20 protein-coding genes and 1 pseudogene are annotated in these 19,639 nt (G+C 62.7%); 10 read left to right on the top strand and 11 right to left on the bottom strand.

The features are described 5' to 3' along the window. Positions 1-38: 38 nt before the first annotated feature. The 3 genes from HH213_RS28050 to HH213_RS28040 form a co-directional block, all read right to left on the bottom strand. Entirely contained in the window at positions 39-974 is a 936-nt protein-coding gene (locus tag HH213_RS28050) for a hypothetical protein (protein WP_110849568.1), read from the bottom strand. Positions 975-1,081: 107 nt separating this feature from the next. Continuing rightward, entirely contained in the window at positions 1,082-2,002 is a 921-nt protein-coding gene (locus tag HH213_RS28045) for a flagellin N-terminal helical domain-containing protein (RefSeq protein ID WP_169114462.1), read from the bottom strand. A gap of 257 nt (positions 2,003-2,259) precedes the next feature. Then, positions 2,260-3,888 (bottom strand): electron transfer flavoprotein-ubiquinone oxidoreductase, encoded by a 1,629-nt coding sequence (locus HH213_RS28040; protein ID WP_110849570.1) that lies wholly within the window; start codon positions 3,886-3,888, stop codon positions 2,260-2,262. 217 nt (positions 3,889-4,105) lie between these two features. Between HH213_RS28040 and HH213_RS28035 the strand changes: the two genes are divergently transcribed. Next, the gene (locus tag HH213_RS28035; protein ID WP_110849571.1) at positions 4,106-4,882 is read left to right on the top strand and encodes an SDR family oxidoreductase; all 777 of its coding nucleotides are present in this window, start codon (positions 4,106-4,108) and stop codon (positions 4,880-4,882) included. Here HH213_RS28035 and HH213_RS28030 read toward each other — a convergent pair. Next, positions 4,879-5,439 carry a PAS and helix-turn-helix domain-containing protein gene (locus HH213_RS28030; RefSeq protein ID WP_110849572.1) on the bottom strand — a complete coding sequence of 187 codons (561 nt, stop codon included), beginning with the start codon at positions 5,437-5,439 and terminating at the stop codon, positions 4,879-4,881. The two genes, HH213_RS28035 and HH213_RS28030, sit on opposite strands and share 4 nt — an antisense overlap. 132 nt (positions 5,440-5,571) lie before the next feature. Between HH213_RS28030 and HH213_RS28025 the strand changes: the two genes are divergently transcribed. From HH213_RS28025 to HH213_RS27990, 9 genes and pseudogenes are all read left to right on the top strand, one after another. Further along, on the top strand, positions 5,572-6,279 hold the full coding sequence (locus HH213_RS28025; protein WP_110849573.1) for a CoA transferase subunit A: 708 nt from the start codon (positions 5,572-5,574) through the stop codon (positions 6,277-6,279). A 14-nt stretch (positions 6,280-6,293) separates the two neighbouring features. Beyond that, positions 6,294-6,944 (top strand): CoA transferase subunit B, encoded by a 651-nt coding sequence (locus tag HH213_RS28020; protein ID WP_169114461.1) that lies wholly within the window; start codon positions 6,294-6,296, stop codon positions 6,942-6,944. Between the two features lie 233 nt (positions 6,945-7,177). After that, positions 7,178-7,273, top strand: a pseudogene (locus HH213_RS30740) (zinc-ribbon domain-containing protein); the annotation flags it as partial. A 722-nt stretch (positions 7,274-7,995) separates the two neighbouring features. Continuing rightward, entirely contained in the window at positions 7,996-8,187 is a 192-nt protein-coding gene (locus tag HH213_RS30385) for a hypothetical protein (RefSeq protein ID WP_229263202.1), read from the top strand. 14 nt (positions 8,188-8,201) lie between these two features. After that, positions 8,202-8,891 (top strand): hypothetical protein, encoded by a 690-nt coding sequence (locus tag HH213_RS28010; protein WP_169114459.1) that lies wholly within the window; start codon positions 8,202-8,204, stop codon positions 8,889-8,891. 24 nt (positions 8,892-8,915) lie between these two features. Then, entirely contained in the window at positions 8,916-10,061 is a 1,146-nt protein-coding gene (locus HH213_RS28005) for a hypothetical protein (protein WP_110849577.1), read from the top strand. Positions 10,062-10,069: 8 nt separating this feature from the next. Continuing rightward, positions 10,070-11,137, top strand: a complete 1,068-nt coding sequence (locus HH213_RS28000; RefSeq protein WP_169114458.1) for a zinc ribbon domain-containing protein — start codon at positions 10,070-10,072, stop codon at positions 11,135-11,137. A gap of 3 nt (positions 11,138-11,140) precedes the next feature. Beyond that, the gene (locus tag HH213_RS27995) at positions 11,141-12,898 is read left to right on the top strand and encodes a zinc ribbon domain-containing protein (RefSeq protein WP_169114457.1); all 1,758 of its coding nucleotides are present in this window, start codon (positions 11,141-11,143) and stop codon (positions 12,896-12,898) included. Continuing rightward, positions 12,871-15,369 (top strand): DUF3857 domain-containing transglutaminase family protein, encoded by a 2,499-nt coding sequence (locus HH213_RS27990; RefSeq protein WP_169114456.1) that lies wholly within the window; start codon positions 12,871-12,873, stop codon positions 15,367-15,369. Before HH213_RS27995 ends, HH213_RS27990 begins: the two co-directional genes overlap by 28 nt. Here the strand turns inward: HH213_RS27990 and HH213_RS27985 are convergent. The 7 genes from HH213_RS27985 to HH213_RS27955 form a co-directional block, all read right to left on the bottom strand. After that, positions 15,366-15,884, bottom strand: a complete 519-nt coding sequence (locus HH213_RS27985) for a PEPxxWA-CTERM sorting domain-containing protein (protein WP_169114455.1) — start codon at positions 15,882-15,884, stop codon at positions 15,366-15,368. The two genes, HH213_RS27990 and HH213_RS27985, sit on opposite strands and share 4 nt — an antisense overlap. Before the next feature lie 78 nt (positions 15,885-15,962). Further along, positions 15,963-16,994, bottom strand: coding sequence for an HAF repeat-containing protein (locus HH213_RS27980; RefSeq protein WP_169114454.1), 1,032 nt, complete (start codon positions 16,992-16,994; stop codon positions 15,963-15,965). Between the two features lie 135 nt (positions 16,995-17,129). Continuing rightward, the gene (locus HH213_RS27975; protein WP_169114453.1) at positions 17,130-17,561 is read right to left on the bottom strand and encodes a hypothetical protein; all 432 of its coding nucleotides are present in this window, start codon (positions 17,559-17,561) and stop codon (positions 17,130-17,132) included. An 86-nt stretch (positions 17,562-17,647) separates the two neighbouring features. Then, positions 17,648-18,127, bottom strand: a complete 480-nt coding sequence (locus HH213_RS27970; protein WP_169114452.1) for a hypothetical protein — start codon at positions 18,125-18,127, stop codon at positions 17,648-17,650. A gap of 1 nt (position 18,128) precedes the next feature. Continuing rightward, positions 18,129-18,620: a hypothetical protein gene (locus HH213_RS27965; RefSeq protein WP_169114451.1), complete on the bottom strand. Its 492-nt coding sequence runs from the start codon at positions 18,618-18,620 to the stop codon at positions 18,129-18,131. 4 nt (positions 18,621-18,624) lie between these two features. Continuing rightward, the gene (locus HH213_RS27960; RefSeq protein ID WP_169114450.1) at positions 18,625-19,050 is read right to left on the bottom strand and encodes a lysozyme inhibitor LprI family protein; all 426 of its coding nucleotides are present in this window, start codon (positions 19,048-19,050) and stop codon (positions 18,625-18,627) included. Further along, on the bottom strand, positions 19,047-19,637 hold the full coding sequence (locus HH213_RS27955; RefSeq protein WP_110849585.1) for a hypothetical protein: 591 nt from the start codon (positions 19,635-19,637) through the stop codon (positions 19,047-19,049). The genes HH213_RS27960 and HH213_RS27955 overlap by 4 nt, the downstream gene beginning before the upstream one ends. Between the last annotated feature and the right edge of the window lie 2 nt (positions 19,638-19,639).

Genomic DNA, 19,639 nt, shown 5'->3' with positions numbered 1-19,639 from the left:
CCCGGCCTGGGGGGCGGCGCTCGCCGAAAAGCCGCGCCTTATTGCAGTTCGTCGGCAACGGCGGGCCGCGACAGCAGCGTCGCCACTTCGGCCATGGCCTTGAACAGCGCCGTGGTCAGCGCTGCTGTGTGCAGCGGCGTCGGCTGCAGGTGGTCGCCGTTCGGCGGCAGTTCGCGCCGCAGGCGGCAGCGCAGGATGGTCAGGCCAGCGTGGCCGACCACCGCCGCCAGTCGTGGCAGGATGTCGCGCATGTGTTGCATGGCGGCGGTTTGGGCCGCGCCGATTTCCATCACCACGCCATTGCCGCTGGCAGGCTCCATCTGGATCACCACCCGGCCTATGCCGGGCAACATCATTTCCAGCCGCAACGCGCCCCGCGACCGGCGACGGCGCTGGCGGTCGTACTCCTCGTCTTCCTTGACCACCACCTTGAGCACCAGCCGTTCGGCGCCCCAGGCGAACACGGCAAAGCGCCATGGCTCCATCTCGGTCACCAGCGGCATGCCGGGGCGGCTGTCGCGCGGCGACTGGTCCGCCATGAACAGGCTGGCCGGCACATGCTGGCCGCGCGCCTGTTCCAGCCAGGCGGCGCGCTGCTCGCCGTAGGTGCGTATCATGACTTGCCAGGAGGCGGCCATCAGATTGGTATCGGGCGGTTGCCACACCAGCTGGCGCGACAGGAATACCTGGTTTGGCCGCATGGCCGCCGGGTCGGCGCCGTCCGGCATTTCGGCCAGCGCGGCGGCCAGCGCATCGGCGGCGGTAGGAGCCAGCGGCGCGCTATCGGGGCCGTCGAGAATGGCGCCGACCGCATTCGGACCAATGGCGCCGTTCGGCGCCGGCGGACCGAGGGCGAAGTCGGTGTCGAGCGGGCCTTCGCTGCCTGGCGCGCGCGCGATCTGGCCTGGCTGCGCCTGCGGCCGGTCCGGAACACTGATCGGGCGCGTTGCTGGTCCGATACGATCTACCGCCATCAGCTTGCTTTCTTAAATCGGGGGTATAAAAAAAGCCAACCGAAGTGTTCCGGTTGGCCCTTTGGTCGATCCGGATATGCGCTTGACATATCCGGATAGTACTACGATTACTGCAGCAGGGACATAACCAGCGACGAGGTGCTGTTCGACTGCTTCAGCATCGCGGTGCCAGCTTGCAGCAGCATCTGCGACGAGGTCATGTTCGACGATTCGGCCGCGAAGTCGGTGTCCATGATACGGCCGGTAGCAGCCTGCGTGTTGCTCGAGATGTTTTGCAAGTTGTTGTACACGTGGTCCAGACGGTTAGCGATTGCACCCATCTGCGAACGCATCGAACCCACTTTGTCGATTGCGGTTTTCAGCAGGTCGATGGTGGCATTGGCGTTGGTGCCGCCCGAGCCGTCGTCAGCGACGGTGTCGCTGATTTCGGTGCCGCCAGCGGTGCCGGCGGTGCCGTCAGCGCTGAACGACAGAGCTGCCGAACCCAGTGCATCGGTCATCGAGCCGACGGCGGTTGCCAGTTCGGTGACGTCCATTTTTTCGTCTTTCGAAGCGCCGATCTGGAACGTCAGGGTGGCGTTCTGGAAGGTGCTCGATGGGCCGCTGGCGGTGGTCGCGAACAGCTTGCTGCCGCCGAACGAGGTGTTGCCAACGATGTTGGTCAGCTCGTTGGTCAGGGCGTTGTATTCAGCTTGCATTGCGGTACGGTCAGCCGAGGTCGAGGAGGCATCCGCCGATTGGGTGGCCAGATCCTTCATGCGGGTCAGGATGTTGGTGGTTTCGTCCAGCGCGCCTTCGCCGGTTTGCAGCAGCGAGATCGAGTTCTGGGTGTTGCGCATGGCCATGGCCATACCGCTGGTTTGCGCTTTCAGGCGGGTTGCGATCTGCAGGCCTGCTGCGTCATCCATTGCCGAATTGACACGGAAGCCGGTGCTCAGGCGGGTCTGCGAGGTCGACAGGGCCGACTGGGTGCGGGAGATCGAGTTCTGTGCGGAAAGGGCCGCGGCGTTGGTGTGAAGGCTCAGCATGAAATAACTCCTGGTAGGTGGATTCAGTTCGGAGCAACGAATCTTTTGCGCTCTCCCAAGTACAAGACGACCGTATCTGGAAGGACATTAAATGCTTCGCGGAAATTTATTGAAAATAATTTGTAATCGCGCTGCGAGCCGCTGTTTTACGTCGTTTGTGGCCGCTGCCACCGGGTGATTATGGGCCGATTATGGCTGAGGATCAAATAAAAACAGCGCGGTGGTGAGCCGCGCTGTTTTTAAGGTGTTGCTTTTGTTTACATATTTGGATAGTTCGGGCCGCCGCCGCCTTCCGGCGTCACCCAGACGATGTTCTGGGTCGGATCCTTGATATCGCAGGTTTTGCAATGCACGCAGTTCTGGGCGTTGATCTGCAGGCGGTCGCCGCCGTCGTCGGTCTTGACGAATTCATACACCCCGGCCGGGCAGTAGCGCTGTTCCGGACCGGCGTACTGGGCCAGGTTGACATCCACCGGCACGCTGGCGTTCTTCAGCGTCAGGTGGATCGGCTGGTCCTCCGCGTGGTTGGTGTTGGAGATAAACACCGACGACAGGCGGTCGAAGGTCAGCTTGCCATCCGGTTTGGGGTAATTAATTGGCGTGAACTGCGAGGCCGGCTTCAGGCACTCGTGATCGGCGTGCGAGTGGCGCAGCGTCCATGGCGCTTTGCCGCGGAACACGATCTGGTCGATGCCGGTCATCAGCGAACCCAGGTACAGCCCCTTGTTCAGCCACGGCTTGACGTTGCGCGCCACGTGCAGCTCTTCGTGGAGCCACGACTGTTCAAACGCGACCGGGTAGGCGGCCAGCTCGTCGGCCTGGCGGCCGGCGCCCAGCGCCTCGAACACGGCGTCGGCGGCCAGCATGCCGGACTTGATCGCCGCGTGGCTGCCCTTGATGCGGCTCATATTCAGGAAACCGGCGTCGCAACCGATCAGCGCGCCGCCCGGGAATACCAGCTTCGGCAGCGATTGCAGGCCGCCGGCGGTGATCGCGCGGGCACCATACGAGATGCGCTTGCCGCCTTCGAGGAACTGGCGGATTTCCGGGTGAGTCTTGTAGCGCTGGAATTCTTCGTACGGCGACAGGTAAGGGTTGGCATAGTTCAGGCCGACCACGTAGCCGACCATCACCTGGTTGTTTTCCAGGTGATACAGGAAGGAGCCGCCGTAGGTTTTGCTGTCCAGCGGCCAGCCGGTGGTGTGGATCACCAGGCCGGGCTGATGCTTGGCCGGATCGATTTCCCACAACTCTTTAATGCCGATGCCGTACGACTGCGGGTCTTTACCCTTGTTCAGGTCGTACTTGGCCATCAGCTGCTTGCCCAGGTGGCCGCGCGAACCTTCGGCGAACAGTGTGTATTTGCCGTGCAGTTCCATGCCCAGCTGGAATTCCGGACCGGCTTCGCCGTCGCGCTTGACGCCCATATTGCCGGTGGCGATGCCCTTGACCGAGCCGTCGTCGTTGTACAGGATTTCGGCGGCGGCAAAGCCGGGGAAGATTTCCACGCCCAGCGCTTCGGCCTGCTGGCCCAGCCAGCGCACCACATTGCCCAGCGAGATGACGTAGTTGCCGTGGTTTTCAAAACACTTCGGCAGCAGGAAGTTCGGGGTCTTGAAGGAGCCGGTCTCGGTCAGGAACAGCACGCGGTCTTCGGTGACGGCGGTGTTGAGCGGTGCGCCTTTTTCTTTCCAGTCCGGGATCAGTTCGGTTAGCGCCTGGGGGTCCATCACGGCGCCGGACAGGATGTGGGCACCCAGTTCGCCGCCTTTTTCCAGCACGACGACGGACACTTCCTGGCCCTTGGCCGCAGCCAGCTGTTTGATCTTGATCGCTGCCGACAAGCCTGCCGGGCCGCCGCCGACGATGACGACGTCATACTCCATCGCATCGCGTGGGCCGTACTGTTCTACTAAGGATTGAGGCTGGGTCATGGTCTATTGTTATAGTGGTTTTGATGAATGTAAAAATTTTAGCACGAGTGTGCTTCTTTTTCTGCTGGATTGCTGCCATTTTCCGCGACATTATTAGACACCGCAATCTAATACTGGCGATTTGTGTAATGATTACGCTTAGACAGCAACCAACACACAGGAGCATCACGTGGGCATAGAAGTTAACTTTGAGGGAAAAATTGCGCTGATCACCGGCGCCTCCAGCGGTCTGGGAGCCCGGTTTGCCAAAGTGCTGGCCCAGGCGGGCGCGCAAGTGGTGCTGGCCTCGCGCCGCACCGAGCGGCTGAAAGAGCTGCGCGCCGAGATCGAGGCCGACGGCGGCGCCGCCCATGTGGTCAGCCTGGATGTGACCGATTACGCCAGCATCAAGTCGGCCATCGCCCACGCCGAGACCGAAGCGGGACCGATCGACATCCTGGTCAACAACTCGGGCGTGTCGACCACCCAGCGGCTGGTGGACGTGACGCCGGACGACTATGCGTTCGTGATGGACACCAATCTGCGCGGCGCCTTTTTTGTGGCGCAGGAGACCGCCAAGCGCATGATCGCGCGCGCCAAGGGCGATCCCGGCAAGCAGCACCGCATCATCAATATCGCCTCGGTGGCGGGGCTGCGCGTGCTGCCGCAGATCGGCGTCTACTGCATGAGCAAGGCTGGCGTGGTGCAGATGACCAAGGCCATGGCGGTGGAGTGGGGCAAGTACGGCATCAACACCAACGCCATTTGCCCGGGCTATATTTCGACCGAGATCAACGAGGATTATTTCGCCAGCGAGCAGGGCCAAAAGCTGGTGCAGATGCTGCCGCGCAAGCGTCCCGGCAAGCCGGAAGACCTGGACGGCCTGCTGTTGCTGCTGGCCGGCGAGGATTCCAACTTCATCAACGGCGCAATCATTTCCGCTGACGACGGCATGACCGCGACTTAAAGCTGGACACCCACCAATTTGTGCACCAACTCGGAAGAGGTGGACGCCGAGAACTTGCGCATCAGCTTGGCACGGTGCATTTCCACCGTGCGCGGGCTGAGATCGACCTGGCGGGCGATGGTTTTGCTGGTCTTGCCTTCCACCAGCAGGGCGGCGATTTCACGTTCGCGCGGCGTCAGTTCGGCGGTGACCGGCCGTTTTTCGCTGACGTCCTCGAAGGTCCAGATGCCGGCGCCAAGCGGGGCGTCGGACAGCATCGCGTGGCCGGTGACGTGACACCAGAACAGTTCGCCATCGGCGCGGCGCATGATGCGCTCGTCGGAATAGCGGCCCTTGGCGTTCATGATCGGCACGATGCGGTCGCCGGTGCGCAGGAATTCGTCCATGGTCGGATACAGCACCAGGAAGGACAGGCCTTCGAGCTGGTCGCGGGTGTAGCCGAACATGGCCGCCAGCGCGCCATTGCAGGTCTGGATGGTGCGATTTTCCGAAATGCACATGCCGACTGGCGCATGAAGGAAAATCGATTCGTAATCAATAATCGGCTGAGCGCGCATGTATGGGTAGGGTGCAGGTATTTCTACGGTATTGAACTTTCGATGGGCGTATTCTATGCTGGATCGCCGCATCGCTAACGTATTTAACATCGTTGGCAAGGCACACGCAACATAAATCATAAAGGGACATCCATGAACAAGATCTATCCGGACGCAGCTTCCGCCTTGAACGGCGTCGTCCAGAACGGCCAGACCATTGCCGTTGGCGGCTTCGGCCTGTGCGGCATCCCGGAGGCGCTGATCGGCGCACTGCGCGATTCCGGCGTCACTGGCCTGACCGCCATCTCCAACAACGCCGGTGTCGACGGTTTCGGCCTCGGCCAGTTGCTGGAGACTCGCCAGATTAAAAAGATGATCGCCTCCTACGTGGGCGAAAACAAGGAGTTCGCGCGCCAGTACCTGGCCGGCGAACTGGAACTGGAATTTACGCCGCAGGGCACGCTGGCCGAGAAACTGCGCGCCGGCGGCGCCGGCATTCCGGCCTTCTTCACCAAGACCGGCGTCGGCACCATCGTCGCCGACGGTAAGGAAATCCGCGAGTTTGACGGCGAACAATACGTGATGGAGCGCAGTCTGGTAGCCGACGTGGCACTGGTCAAGGCTTGGAAGGCCGATAAGGCCGGCAACCTGGTGTTCCGCAAGACCGCGCGCAATTTCAACCCCAACGCCGCCATGGCCGGCAAGATCTGCATCGCCGAAGTCGAACAGCTGGTGGAAACCGGCGAGATTGATCCGGACCAGGTGCACCTGCCCAGCATCTATGTGCATCGCATTGTGGTCAACGCCACGCCGGAAAAACGCATCGAGCAGCGCACCATTCGCGCCGCCAACCAAGAATAACGGAGAACATAATCATGGCATGGACTCGTGATGAAATGGCTGCGCGCGCAGCCAAGGAACTGCAGGACGGTTACTACGTCAACCTCGGCATCGGCTTGCCGACGCTGGTGGCCAATTATGTGCCGACCGGCATCGAAGTCTTCCTGCAATCGGAAAACGGCCTGCTGGGCATCGGCCCGTTCCCGACCGAAGCAGAGATCGACGCCGACCTGATCAACGCCGGCAAGCAGACCGTGACGGCGCTGCCGGGCTCGGCCTATTTCAGCTCGGCCGACTCGTTCGGCATGATCCGCGGCGGCAAGATCAACCTGGCCATCCTGGGGGCGATGCAGGTGTCGGAGCAGGGCGACCTGGCCAACTGGATGATTCCGGGCAAAATGGTCAAGGGCATGGGCGGCGCGATGGATCTGGTGGCCGGCGTCAAGAAAGTGGTGGTGCTGATGGAGCACGTGGCCACCGCCAAGGACGGCTCGACCTCGCACAAGCTGCTGCCGAAATGCGACCTGCCGCTGACCGGCGTTGGCGTGGTGGACCTGGTGATCACCGACCTCGGCGTGCTGGAAGTGAGCGATACCGGCCTGAAGGTGACCGAACTGGCGCCGGGCGTGACCAAGGACCAGATCCAGGCCGCCACCGGCGTCAAGCTGCTCTTTGCTGCGCTGTAAAAAGTTTTGATTCAATGCAACGGCACGCTACGGCGTGCCGTTTTTTATTTGCGCCACATCAGATCTAGATCAGATCCCTCATCCTCCTGCGTTCCATACTGGCCGTAGCAATCCGCAGCTGGCAACTATTTCCGTGAGTAAATTACGAAATAGATCACTTTTGCTTTCAGTAAATTATTTCCTGTAGTACACTTCTTTTGATGATTTAGATATCTTTACTTGCAAGGAGTGTCATGAGCAGTTGCGCAAAATGTGGCAATGATAATCGGCCGGGTGTTAAGTTTTGCAAGTTTTGTGGCGATGCGCTGGCTGCGCCTGTCGCGCCGCTGGCTTGTGTGACTTGCAATGCGCCGCTACAGGCAGGCGCGAAGTTCTGCAAGCAGTGCGGTACTCCGGCTTCAGCTGCCATTGAACCCGCGTCGGTCGCGCCGCCAGAAGTAGTAGCAGCGCCGGAGTCTATCGCGCCAGCTGCGTCTATCACGACCGCTGAGCCGGTCGCGCCGCCGTCAATCGAGCCGCCTGCGCCGATTTCAGTACCTGAGCCGATGACGACGCCCGCGCCAATTGAATCAGCTGCGCCGGTCACGCCGCCTGAGTCAATCGAAACACCTGCGCCGGTCACGCCGCCTAAGCCGGTGATTCCGCCCGTGCCTGCTGCGCCTGTGGAACTTCCCGGCAAGCAGGCATCATTGCTGCCCAAAATTGCCGCCGCAGTCTGCGTTGTTGCCGTGGCAACCGGCGGCGCTTTCTACGCCTACAAGCGCACCAGTGCCGAAGCGCCGGCGATGGCTGCAGTTCCCGTGGTTGCCGCCCCGGCGGAAGTGGCGACAGCGCCAGCACCTGCGCCAACGCCTGAGCCAACGCCTGAGCAAACCGCGCCAGCGATCGTTGCTGAACCGGCAGCCCCAGTGCCGGTCCCGGTGGTCGTCGCGCCAGTTGTTGCCAAACCTGCGGCGGCAGCCAAGGCGGACGCGCGCGCGCGCGTCACGCCACCCGCGCCCCGGCAGCGGCCCTCGCCGCGCCGGCGGGCAATTCAGATGCGGCCGAAATCATGGCCCGCAAGGTCTCGACGCTGCTCGCCAAAGCCAACGGCTACATCGAGAACAAACAGTACGACAAAGCCATCGCCACCGCCGAAAACGTCCTTGAATTCGATCCTGGCAGCAACGCAGCACGCGCCATGATCAACAAAGCCAAAACCAAACAACTGGAAGCGCTGCGCTCTGGCAGCACTCTTGATTAACGAAAGGACACATCATGATCAACTTCAAAAAATCCATTCTGGCCGTGTGCATCACCTCCCTGGTGCTGGCCGGTTGTGCCGCGCCTGGCGGACAGGGCGGCCAGAGCGGCAGCGTCAACAGCGACACCGCACTGCGTTGCGCCGCCTTTGGCGTGGGCGGCGCGCTGCTGGGGGTGATGGTCGGCGGCAAGGGCGCGGCAGTCAAAGGCGCGGCGGTAGGCTTGGCGGCTTGCGCCGTGGTGGAAATCGCCTCGCGCCAGACCAAATCGTCGGCCACTGTGGACGAGCAATATCGCAGCAGCAACCGCAACCAGCTGCCGCAAACCGCGAAAATCGACGCCTACACCATGTCGGTCACGCCCAACGGTGTGGCCAAGGCCGGTGACGCCATCCGCGTGCAATCGAGCATCCGCGCCATTTCCGGCGTGCGCGATCCGGTCACCGAGGTGAAGGAACAACTGGTGGTCTACGCCCCGAGCGGCGAGGAATTCAAGCGTGGCGAGAAAAAAGTCAACGACAGCACCGGTAGCGGCGAATACGAAAACACCTTCACCCTGCGCTTGCCGGACGGCGCGCCGCAGGGCATGTATAAATTCAAGACCCAGATCTTCCTGAACGGCAAGCCCGCCAGCGTCCACGAAAGCAGCGTCCAGGTCGCCGCGCTCGACCTGCCGTCGCCGCACATGGCCGTCGCCGCTCGCTAACCTGATTTTTACCTGGGACACTTCATGACTTCCACTGCAAATGGCGTCACGCCATCGTACGGGCTGCTGCGCGCGGCCGAAGCCGTCACCAACTGGCGGGCACTGGCCGCGACCGGCCTGGCCGGCCTGGCCATTCTGCTCAGCGTATTTCTGAGTATCGCGCTGACCAAGGCCAGCTTCCTGCTCGGCGCCGCCGGCGGCCTGCTCACGCTGGTGGTGGCGCTGTCCGGCTACTCGGCGGTCGGCATCCTGCTGATGCGCCAGGCGCAGCAGCAGCCAGTCGGCATCGTCGACGCCTTCACCCAGGCCGTCTTTACCGTGCACCGTCTGCTGGGTGTGGCACTGATGATGCTGCTCCTCGTGATCGTGGTCAGCATCGGTGCCACGCTGATCCTGCTGTGCTGCAAGATCCCCGGTATCGGCAGCCTGCTGTATGCAATTGCATTCCCGGCACTGACGGTGCTGATCGGCACGCTCATCGCCGGAATGCTGTACGTGGCCTTGCCGCTGGCGGCGCCGGCGGTATGGGAAGGCAACACCGTCTGGCAGACTACCGCGCGGCTGCTGGTCATCATGCGCCAGCGCCTGGCTCCCGTGATCATCAACCTGGTGATCCTTAGCCTACTGGTGTTCGTGCTGGCCGGCGTGGTTTCGCTGGTGCTGTATTCGGGCTACATGACCACGGCCGGGCTGTCGGCTGCGGTGGGCATCAATCCGTTTGGCGGCGTGGTGCAAGCCCTGCAAAGTACGATGATGGGCGGCGGCATGGGCGGCATGGGGTATGGCGGCTACGGCGACGGCCAGTCGTATGGCGGCGCGGTGGCGTTTGCCAGCGGCCTGCTGCTGATGGTGGGCGGCATTGTTCCCGGCCTGACGTACATCAACGGCATCTGCCTGGTGTATCTGCAAACCATCGAAGGCCTGCACTTCGGGCAGGCGGAAGAAGAAATCCGCGCCCGCATGGACGATGCCAAGCGACTGGCCAAGGAAGCCAAGGACCGTGCCAACGCACAGATGCAGGCCGCCAAAGCCTCGGCGCAGCGGGCGGATACCCCGGCGGCAGCGGAGCCGGCCCCAGTCCCGGCGGCACAGCGTAGCTGCTTCGCCTGTCATGCGCCGTTGGCGGCGGACGACGTGTTTTGCGGCGAGTGCGGCAAGAAAAACGACTAGGAACGGCAATGACACGTTTTTGCACGCAATGCGGTACGCCGGCCGATGACGATGCACGCTTCTGCGAAGATTGCGGCGCAGCATTCAAGCCGGTAGCACAAGCTGCCGCAGTCCAGGCGGTCACCTTGTCGCCCGCGTCAACCGGCCGCAACAGCAAGCGCCTGGCCATCGCCGGCGCTTCGGTGACGGCGGTGCTGTTGGCCGGCGGGGTGGCGGCCTATCTGTTGGCCGACGAGCAGGCGACGCCGGAGCTGTTCAGCCAAGCCATCGATCATTATTACGCCACCAGTCCTGCCGCAGCGGCCAAGCTGCTGTGCGTCGGTGGTCTCCAGCTCAACGGTGAACCGGTGGTGCTTAACAGCTTTGAGTCGGGCCGGCGCGGCTTGATGGACGAACTGGTGGCCGCCGGCCTGTACCAGCCGCCGGCGGTGCAGGGCGGTGGCGGCTTCATGTCGCTGGAAACTTACCGCTACAGCCGCACCGAGGCGGGAACGCGCGCCGTGCAAAATGGCAGGCTGTGCGTGGCACAGGGCTTGCGGATAAAAACTGTACAGCTCGGCCACGGCCAATCGGGGACACAGCAGGTGGCCTTGTTCCGTTACGAATTCAAGCAGCCCGAAGCCTGGCTGACGGGCAAGCTGGCCGCACGCGCGGCGCGCGCCCTGTCGCTCGACGAAGACCATGCGGCGGTCATGGTGCTGCGCGACGGTAAATGGATCATGACCACCGACGACCCCGACGTGGCCAGCATGCGCGCGGCCGGACGTGGCGCGATGGCGCCGCAGCCATCGTTGCTGCAGCGTGTGAAAGGCTGGTTCCGCACCGGCAATCCGTTGATCGGCAAATGGCGCATTACCACGATCTCGTGGCTGCACAATGGCGTGATCAGCTTTGCTGCCGATCAGGCTTCGGTAGGGCGCCCGAATGAACCCGTGACCTACGAGGTGAAGGGCGATACCGTAGTCGTCCGCTACACCCAACGCAACGCCAGCGACGTCTTCACCATCCAGGACGACGACCACATCAGCATCCTCGCCGGCAACGACTCCCTGCTGCTGGAACGTGTTAAAGAGTAAAACATGAGCTACGAATTCAATCCTGAAAGTAAACTGTTCGAGTTTCCCAACCCGTACAAGATCGAAAATATGGCCTGGCTGGCCGCTGGCGGACTACTGACGCTGGGCGGCATCGGCACCCTGGTGGCGGTGCGCGAACGCATCGCGCTCGGCGCCGACCTGGCCGCGCTGAAAGTCATCGGCATTGCGGTGTTGCTGATGGGACTGGGGTTCTGGTTTCTGGCGCGCGCGTTCGTGCAGTTGCGCTATTTCTTTGGCCGCAATCGTCCCGCCAGCCTGGCGCCGGTGGTGGCGGCCGACGTGGATGGCGACAGCAATGGCGCCAAGCATTACAAAGAGACGCTGCGCCAGAACGCCATCAGCTATCCCGAGCCCAAGGGCGCGCTGAATGGCTTGCTGTATTCGATGATGCCGGCGCTGATTTTCGCGCCGCGCGTGATCCGGCAGGCGGCGCAAAGCCAGTTTTACAATTTCCTGGCGCTGGCCGCCACGCTGGCGAGTTTCCTGGTGTGCTGGCTGGCGTTTGGCCAGAGTGGCGCCGCCGGCTGGATCGGGCTGGTCTACGGGCTGTTCGCGTTCGTCCAGATCATGCAGCCGATGGCCGGTAGCCGTGGCGTCAATGGCGACGAGCAGGTGGGCAAGGGCAGCCTGATCGTGCTGGTGCTGCTCGCTGTGCTGGGGCCGGTGCTGTTGGGCATGGTGGCCGGCCATCTGCCGCCGCTGGGCCAGCTGTCGATCAATGGCGTGGTGTTTGTCGGGCTGGTGTGTGCGTTGCTGAGTTGCGCCGTGTTTGGCATGGCGCTGAAAAACCAGCTGCGCGCCGCGCCAGCCGCCGTCGGTTCGGCGCGGGTCATGGAAACGGTGACCATGAACGCCCATCCGAACAAGCTGATCGAAGAGCTGGACCGCATCCTGATGACGCGCTGGTACAGCAACATTCCGAATCGCCGCTACACGCGCCGTTCGCCCCAGGTCGACGGCCGCCAGGGCCAATTTGCCGCCGAGATGTTTGAGGAAACCCAGCCGCGTCCGCAAGCCGACCGGGTCGCCGAGGGCCTCGGCCATGCGGTGTCCAGCCCGCGGTTCTTCTGGCTGACCTGCCTGACGGCGCTGGGCCTTGCCTGCGTGGTGGCCGGCACCATTGCCGCGATGCTGGTCAGCCAGCATATTCTACAGGCCGAACCGGTGGCCGGCACCATGGCGTTTGCGGTCAGCCAGTTCGCGGTCGGCGTGTTCTGCCTGCGTGCCGCGCATGTGCTGTGGGGACGCTTCGATTTTGTTTCCGAGCTGATCTGGGTGGATATCAACGGCAGCTACGAGTCGGCCCAGATGCACATCGGTAACCAAGTGACGTCGCAGGTGCAAAGCAGCAAAAATGTCATCAATATCGAGTCGATGACCATGCGGGTTTGGGTGTCGGAGATTGATACAGTTATTTTTGGCAAGGATGAGTACCGGCAGCTGGTCGGCATGCGGGGCGTGCCGGCGCTGGCCAATGAACTGGCGCAGATGCTCAAGGGCTTTGGCGAAACCCGCGCCTCGATCGTGGCGCCATCGTCGCAGCAGGATCTGGAGCGGGCGCACAACATGGCGCTGATCGGCAAGGTCGTCGCCGGCCAGGCGGCCGTGGACGCGGTAGAATTGCTGGGCGGGCACCGGCCCGCACCGGTGGTCATGCCGGTGCTGCCAATGTGCAGGCAGTGTGGCGCAGGCATGGAAAGCGACGCCCGTTTTTGCACGGACTGCGGCACGGCGGCCTGACTTTGCCGCCGTTGCGCAACAAGGTGCTGGCCGGCGGCGCGACGCCGCACCAGCAGTGGCGGTTTAATTTCTCACCGGGTTACTCCATGCGTGTTGTGTGGCTGCTGCTGGGCTTGTTATGGACGTGCGCCGCTGGCGCACAAGCGTATAAAACCGGTGCGGCGCCGGCCTGGGTGGTGCCGCTGGCGGCCGAGCCAGCCACGCCGCCGACCTGGCAACCGCAGCGCGGCAGCGTCGCCTATCTGCTGCGCGACATGCAAACGCGGGTCGACCAGCGCGGCAAAGTCACCTACGTCCACGTGGCCAGCAAGGCGCTGGATGGCGGCGGCGTCGAGAAGCTCGCCAATCTCAGCATCAATTTCGATCCGACCTACCAGCGCCTGACGCTGCACGCCATCAACCTGATCCGCGCCGGCAAGGTGATTCCCAAACTGCCCGGCGCCAAGGTCCAGCTGCTGCAGCGCGAGACCGAACTGGACTACCTGGTCTACGACGGCAGCAAGACCGCCAGCGTGCTGCTGGACGATGTGCGCATCGGCGACATCGTCGAGTATGCCTTCAGCCTGGACGGCAGCAATCCGGTGTTCCAGGGTAAGGTTACCAGCCGCGTCGATATGTCCTGGTCGGTGCCGGTGGACCGTGCATTCGCGCGCCTGCTGATCCCATCCAGCCGGCCGCTGCGGCTGGTCACGCACAACAGCAAGCTGCAACCGGTGGTCAGCGAAGCGGACGGCTATCGTGATTACCGCTGGGATGCGCAGAATATCGCCGCTACCAAGGTCGACAAGGGCGCGCCGGAATGGTTCAACCCGTATGCGGCGGTGCAGTGGACCGAGTTCGACGACTGGGCGTCGGTGGTGCAATGGTCGCTGCCGCTGTACCAGACGCCGCGCGCGCCCGGACCGGCATTGCACGACGAAATCGCCCGCATCAGACGCGAGTACAGCAGCGCCGCTGGCCGTGCGGCAGCGGTATTGCAGCTGGTGCAGCGCGACGTGCGCTACCTCGGCATCGAAGTCGGTCCGGGCTCGCACGCGCCGACCGCGCCGGACAAGGTCTACCAGCGCCGCTTCGGCGACTGCAAGGACAAGACACTGCTGACCGTCACCATGCTACGCGCGCTGGATATCGACGCCGCGCCGGCGCTGGTGAATACCGAAATTACCAGGGATGTCGCCAATTGGGCGCCGACGCCGCTGGCCTTCAACCATGTGCTGGTGCGGGCGCGCATCGACGGCCAGGTCTACTGGCTGGATCCGACCCGCAGCATGCAGCAGGGAGAACTGGCGCATCTGTACCAGCCGGACTACGGCTACGCGCTGGTACTGGAGCCGGGCAGTACGGCGCTGAGCCGCATGGCGCTTTCCACCGGCAGCCTCAAGACCATCCGCGCGGTGTTCGATTCCACGGCGGGCGTCGACCAGCCGGTGAACTACACCATCCACACCACGGTGCAGGGCGAGCGCGCCGACAACCTGCGCCGCCAGCTGCGCTACACCCGCAGCGACATGGAGACGCAGTACCAGAATTTCTACGCGCGCCGCTACGAAGGCATCCACGCCAGCGGCGGCATGGATATCAAGGACGACGAGGCGCTGAATGAATTGACCACGCTGGAGTCCTATCGCATTCCGCGTTTCTGGGTGCGCGACGACAAGCACAGCCGCAGCCAGGCACAGGTGGAATCGTCGGAAATCGAGGAGCCGCTGAAGGCCCCGGAAGCCATCAGCCGCAACGCGCCGCTGCGGCAGGAATATCCGCGCGAAATTATCGAAGTGACCGAAGTGCGCCTGCCGTACGCATGGAACATCAAGACCAGCGAGACCACCGTGCGTGACCCGGCGTTTGAGTTTTCCTACAAGGTCACCAAGGGCGCCGACTGCAAGAGCGTGCTCATCGCCGCCCACTACAAGGCGCTGCGCGACGCCATCGAGCCGGGCGACATGGGCAACTATGCGGCCCATCTGAAGCAGGCGCGGGACGCCGTCGGCTACAGCCTGTACAGCAGCCCGGATGCCGGCGCGGCCAGCGAGAAATCGGAAACGACGCAGCCGGTGCGGCGCGGCTGGCTGGTGCCGGTGGTGGCGGTGCTCATGCTGGTGACATTAGCGGTGCTGGCGCAGCGCATGCAACAAGCGCCGCCGGCGCACGCCGAAGTCAACCGGCGGCTGCTGCTGGCGGCGGTGCTGGCCGCAGGCCTGGGCGTGGGATGCTGGATGGCGCCCGAGCTGGTCAAGGTCATGCCGGGGGTGACCATGGCGCTGCTGGCCTTGCTGGTCCGCTATCTGCTGCGCATTGTGCCGACGGTGCCGGCCAATCACGTCGCCTATCCGCTGGCGCTGCGACTGTATCGCGCGCGCGACCGTCGCGTGCCGAAGGCGCTGTACTTCTTCCAGCGCGAGATGTTGCCGCTACTGGGCTGGTGCGCCATCGGCGCGGTGCTGGCCAGGCTGGTGTCGCTGATCGCCTAGCGCGCCCGGCGCCGCCGGGCAACCGTGCCGACCAGCGCCAGGCCACCCAGCAGCATCGCGTAGGTCGCAGGCTCCGGCACCGCACTGGTCAGGCTCCAGCGGCTGGCCGAGTATGCTTCGACACCCGGACCTTCTGCGTAAGCCCCGCGCGGAGTAGAGTAATTGATGACGTTGGTGGCGGTGGCGCCATTGACGGGGCCGGACAACAACACGTTCTGGAAGCTGCGGTCAAACAGCAGGAAATTATTCGCCAGGCCGTCAAAGGAAAACACCGCGTTGCCCGAGAACGTGCTGTTTTGCGAATTGATCAGACCGGCGACGGCAGTCCCATTGATGCTGAACGTGACATTGCTAATGTGTTCGACCAGATTACCGCTGGCGGCGCCGTCCAATTTTCCGCTGACTACCTCGCCGTTCAGGAAATGATACGAAAACTCGTACGTAGTGGCGTGGGCCGCCGTCGCTGCCGCCAGCAGGATGCTGGCAGCGGCGAAGTGTCGTAGCATGGTGTGCATGTAGTGTCTCCCTGATATGGAAATTGTGTATTCAGCACTATCCCATGGAGGCGCACGCTTGTCTGTCGCACAAACGTGCTACATGGCCGGCAGGGCAATGCCGTAGTAGCGGCGCCGGTAGACGACCACGCCGACAGCCCCCACCAACACCAGGGCGATCAGGCCCAATAAATCCTGCCCGCCGTGCGTGGCCACCGCCGGCTGGCTGGAAACCATGGTGGCGGCGTTAAACTTGTTGCCGACACTGTAGGCACCGATGACCAGCTCCTGGTCGTTGATGGCGTTGACCAGATACAGGCCGTAGCCGCCGCGATGCACCGTCATCTTGCCGTCGCGGTAGACGAAGGAACGGCGTTCGTCGCCGACGCGGATGCTGCCGACCACATGGCCGGCATTGTTGACGGCGGTGGCGTAGCTGTCGCCGTAGCCGATCAGCGCGCCCAGGTCGACCATCTTGCCCTTGTTCCACATGAAGGCGTGCCAGCGGCGGTCTGGCGTCTCCGACGCGCCCACCACCACGCCGTTGTCGCTGATGGCGCTGGCGCTGCTGACCCGTCCGCCCAGGGTGCCGAGATCCTGCATGCTGCCGCCCGGCGCGGCCAGGAAGGCGTGGCGGTAGCCATTGGCCAGCGCGGCCGTGCCGACCACGGTGCCCTGGCTATTGATGCCGGCCGCGTAGCTGATCCTGCCGCCCAGCGTGCCGAGGTCGAGCGGTTCGCCGCCGGGTGTGCTGACGAAGGCGCGGTAATAGCCGTCGCTGGTATCGGAGAAACCGGCCACCTGGCCGTCGTTGTTGATGGCGGCACCGTAGCTGCTGTTGCCGCCCAGCGTGCCGACATCCTGCATCCGCTCGCCGTGACGGACCATGAAGGCGCGCCAGTAGCCGCTGGCGTTCTGTGCCGTGCCGACCACGTCGCCGTTGGCGTTGATGCCTCGGGTGAAACCCTCGCGGCCGCCCAGCGTGCCCAGCTCGACTGGGCGCTTGTCGTACAGGATGGCGCGCTGGTGGCCGTCTTCGTCTTCGAGGATGCCGGCCATCTGGCCGCGCGCGTTGATGTCGACGGCGATACTGGCTTCCTTGCCGCGGGCACCCAAGGTCAGGTCGTGCATGGTGTCTCCTTATGGTTGATCATTGAGAGAACTGCAAGTCTTGTGCCACGGCGTGTTGCGCCTTGGGGCAGGCTGGAGTGTGCGGAAATGAACGTCGGCGCTGTTCGTTTCCGGACATTCCGTCGCGTGGCGGTGCTACAGCGATGACGACAGCGTTAAATAAAGCAGTAGCCCACGGCTACCAGCGCAAACCAACCCGCTTACCGCCTTCCCGGTCTTTTTCAAGGAGGTTTCGTATTGGCGGCAATTGGGCTGGCTGGTCAGATCCACGCTGGTGTTGCGATTGGCCGCTAACCAGCTACGGAACTGGTCGTTGAGCCAGGGACGCGCTGCTTCGGGGACGATGTGAACTTTTCCGCTCATGTGTTTGTCTCGCTCAATCCAGGCCCGGTCCGCTGGTTCCAGTTCAGCAATCAATGTCGTGAAATCGGTCGGGGCGGGAACGCCGCCTTTGTACTCCGGGGTGCCGAAGATTTCCCAGTGACCGGACTTGACCGGTATTGATATCGTCACGATGTCACGCAATGCAGCCAGGTCATCTGAGGCGCCCGGCGTCGTGTCTTCCATGGAGCAGCCCGCGAAAGCCAGCATTGCGGTAGTGGCAGCAAAAAGCCGGTGGCATGTCGGTCGCATATCGCGTCGTCCTCTTCCGTTCAGTCGCAGGCGGCGCCCATGGCGGCAATTCGCCATTTCCCTTTGACGAGTGCCAGCGTGCGGGTTTGGATGCACGCCTCGTCAGGAGCGTAATGCAATGCGATTTCATCGCCGTTGATGCTGAGGGCAGCGTCCCAGGTTTCGCCTGCCGCCAGCAGCTCGTCGACCAGTGCGGCTGAGGCGGCAACAATGCGCAAGTCTTCATTTTCGTCGCCGCTGCTGAAAGAGGTGTAGCGGACCTTGCGGTTGAGGCGACTGGCAATAAAAGCTTTGCTGGCTGTCGACTTTGGCGCGCACAGCATTGTCTCGATCAGCTTCCAGCCGTCGGCAGCGGCGGGCCCAGCCAGTTGGGCGCGCAGCATAGCCTTGGCGGAGGCAGTGCAGCTCGCACCATTGCGTGGGTCCGGTGACTGGCGATCGACATCGAACGCCGATGCCGACGCGTGGGATAGCAACAATGCCGTCATCAGGCGGATCATCTTAGCGCTGCCAATAGTGCTGTGCTTCGGAAGAATCGATATCAGGCTGCTCAGAAATGAACGGCAACGGTTGATCGTGTTCGCCCACCGTCGCGGCCCAGCCTCCCTGGCACGCCATTTCCGAAATTGTCTTGCCCTGTTGCTTGACCTCCAGACCAGGCCCGCCTTTCATTGGGAAATGCAGCAGGTAGTCCGTATCGGCATTCCTGAACCAAAGAACGGTTTCCGCGTTACTCGCATAATTGACCGCGACGCGGCTGAATTTCGGCTGCCGGGCGTCGCTGCGATATTTCAGCTCGATGTTTTTGGCGGTGCCGAAGCGGTACTCCATGTACGGGACTGCAGCCTTGTCCGGCGTCATGCACACGGAAACGATTTTTTTACCGAGGCTGCAAGAAAAAAACACCTGCTCCTGCGGACGGCACAAAGTTTGTGGCGCCGCGCTGGCGGCTCCGGCCCAGATCGTCAACATCATGAGCAAAGAGGTTTTCATAGAATTATTTGAGCTCTTTTGAGAAGGCAAACTTGGCGGCGACCGCTGCTGCGGGATCATTTGCAAACCGCTTCAGTTCATCGGCCCGTTGCCGGGTGAGCGAGACGATGCAATCGTCATGCGCGACGCCGGCGCAAATGCCGTTGTCGCAATGGGCTTGCTCGTCGGCATCGTCACATTTTTCCAGACGCCAATCCAGCCATTGAAGCTGCGCGCTTTTCAGCGTGGCCTTGTCCACTTTGCCAAGCCCTTTCATCAAAGCCTTGTAGTTGGCGTTGAGGATGCGGTCTTCTTTCACGTACTCGGCAAATTCGCCGCAGCGGGTGAGCGGCGTGCGCTCCAGCGCGCAGGCCTGGTCATCAGAGCGATTCGGCAAAGCCAGTGCGACCACCGGCCACGCCAGGCACAGCATCAGTAATTGCTTGTTCATTCAAATGCGAACGGCCCGCTTATCTTGCCCTTGGCGTCATAAATATAGGTACCACCGCTGCTCAGCGTGATCTCCGACTCTTTTTTGCCCCATTTCGCCTTCTTGAAGGTTAAACAAGCGCGGTCCTGTGGATCATTGCCGAACTTTTCGGAGACGAAGGGCTTGGCACCGGTGAAGTCCATCACGACCAGTTTTTTGGTGCACGTGCCTTGCCCAACCAGCACCACCATACGGGTGGTTTCGGTCTTACCGGCCTGGCCGGCACGGCGTGGCAGCTTTTCGCGCGAACTAGTGGTTTGAGATTCGGACATCAGGAACAGAAGCTCACCTTGCTTGTCGATCTGACCCTTGGTCGACAGCAGCGGCTCGCCGCTCAACGTGATGTTTTCAGCCGGCTCGCCGGGAGTGCCATCAGCACGCATGAATTTCAAATCGCCGAACTTGGTGGGATAAGTGTATTCAGCGGGATCGCGCACATTCAGCACGCGGTTGATGTCGTCGGCATTGCCTTGTGCCGTGGTCGGCGCCGCGAAGCATAGCGAGCAGGCAAGGGGAGCGGTAATCAGGAGATAGTTAAGCAGTTTCATAT

It is taken from the genome of Duganella dendranthematis (assembly GCF_012849375.1).
Classification (GTDB): domain Bacteria; phylum Pseudomonadota; class Gammaproteobacteria; order Burkholderiales; family Burkholderiaceae_D; genus Rugamonas; species Rugamonas dendranthematis.
The sequence above is the reverse complement of the archived record's forward strand: the minus strand, read 5'-3'. Positions and strand labels throughout refer to the sequence as shown.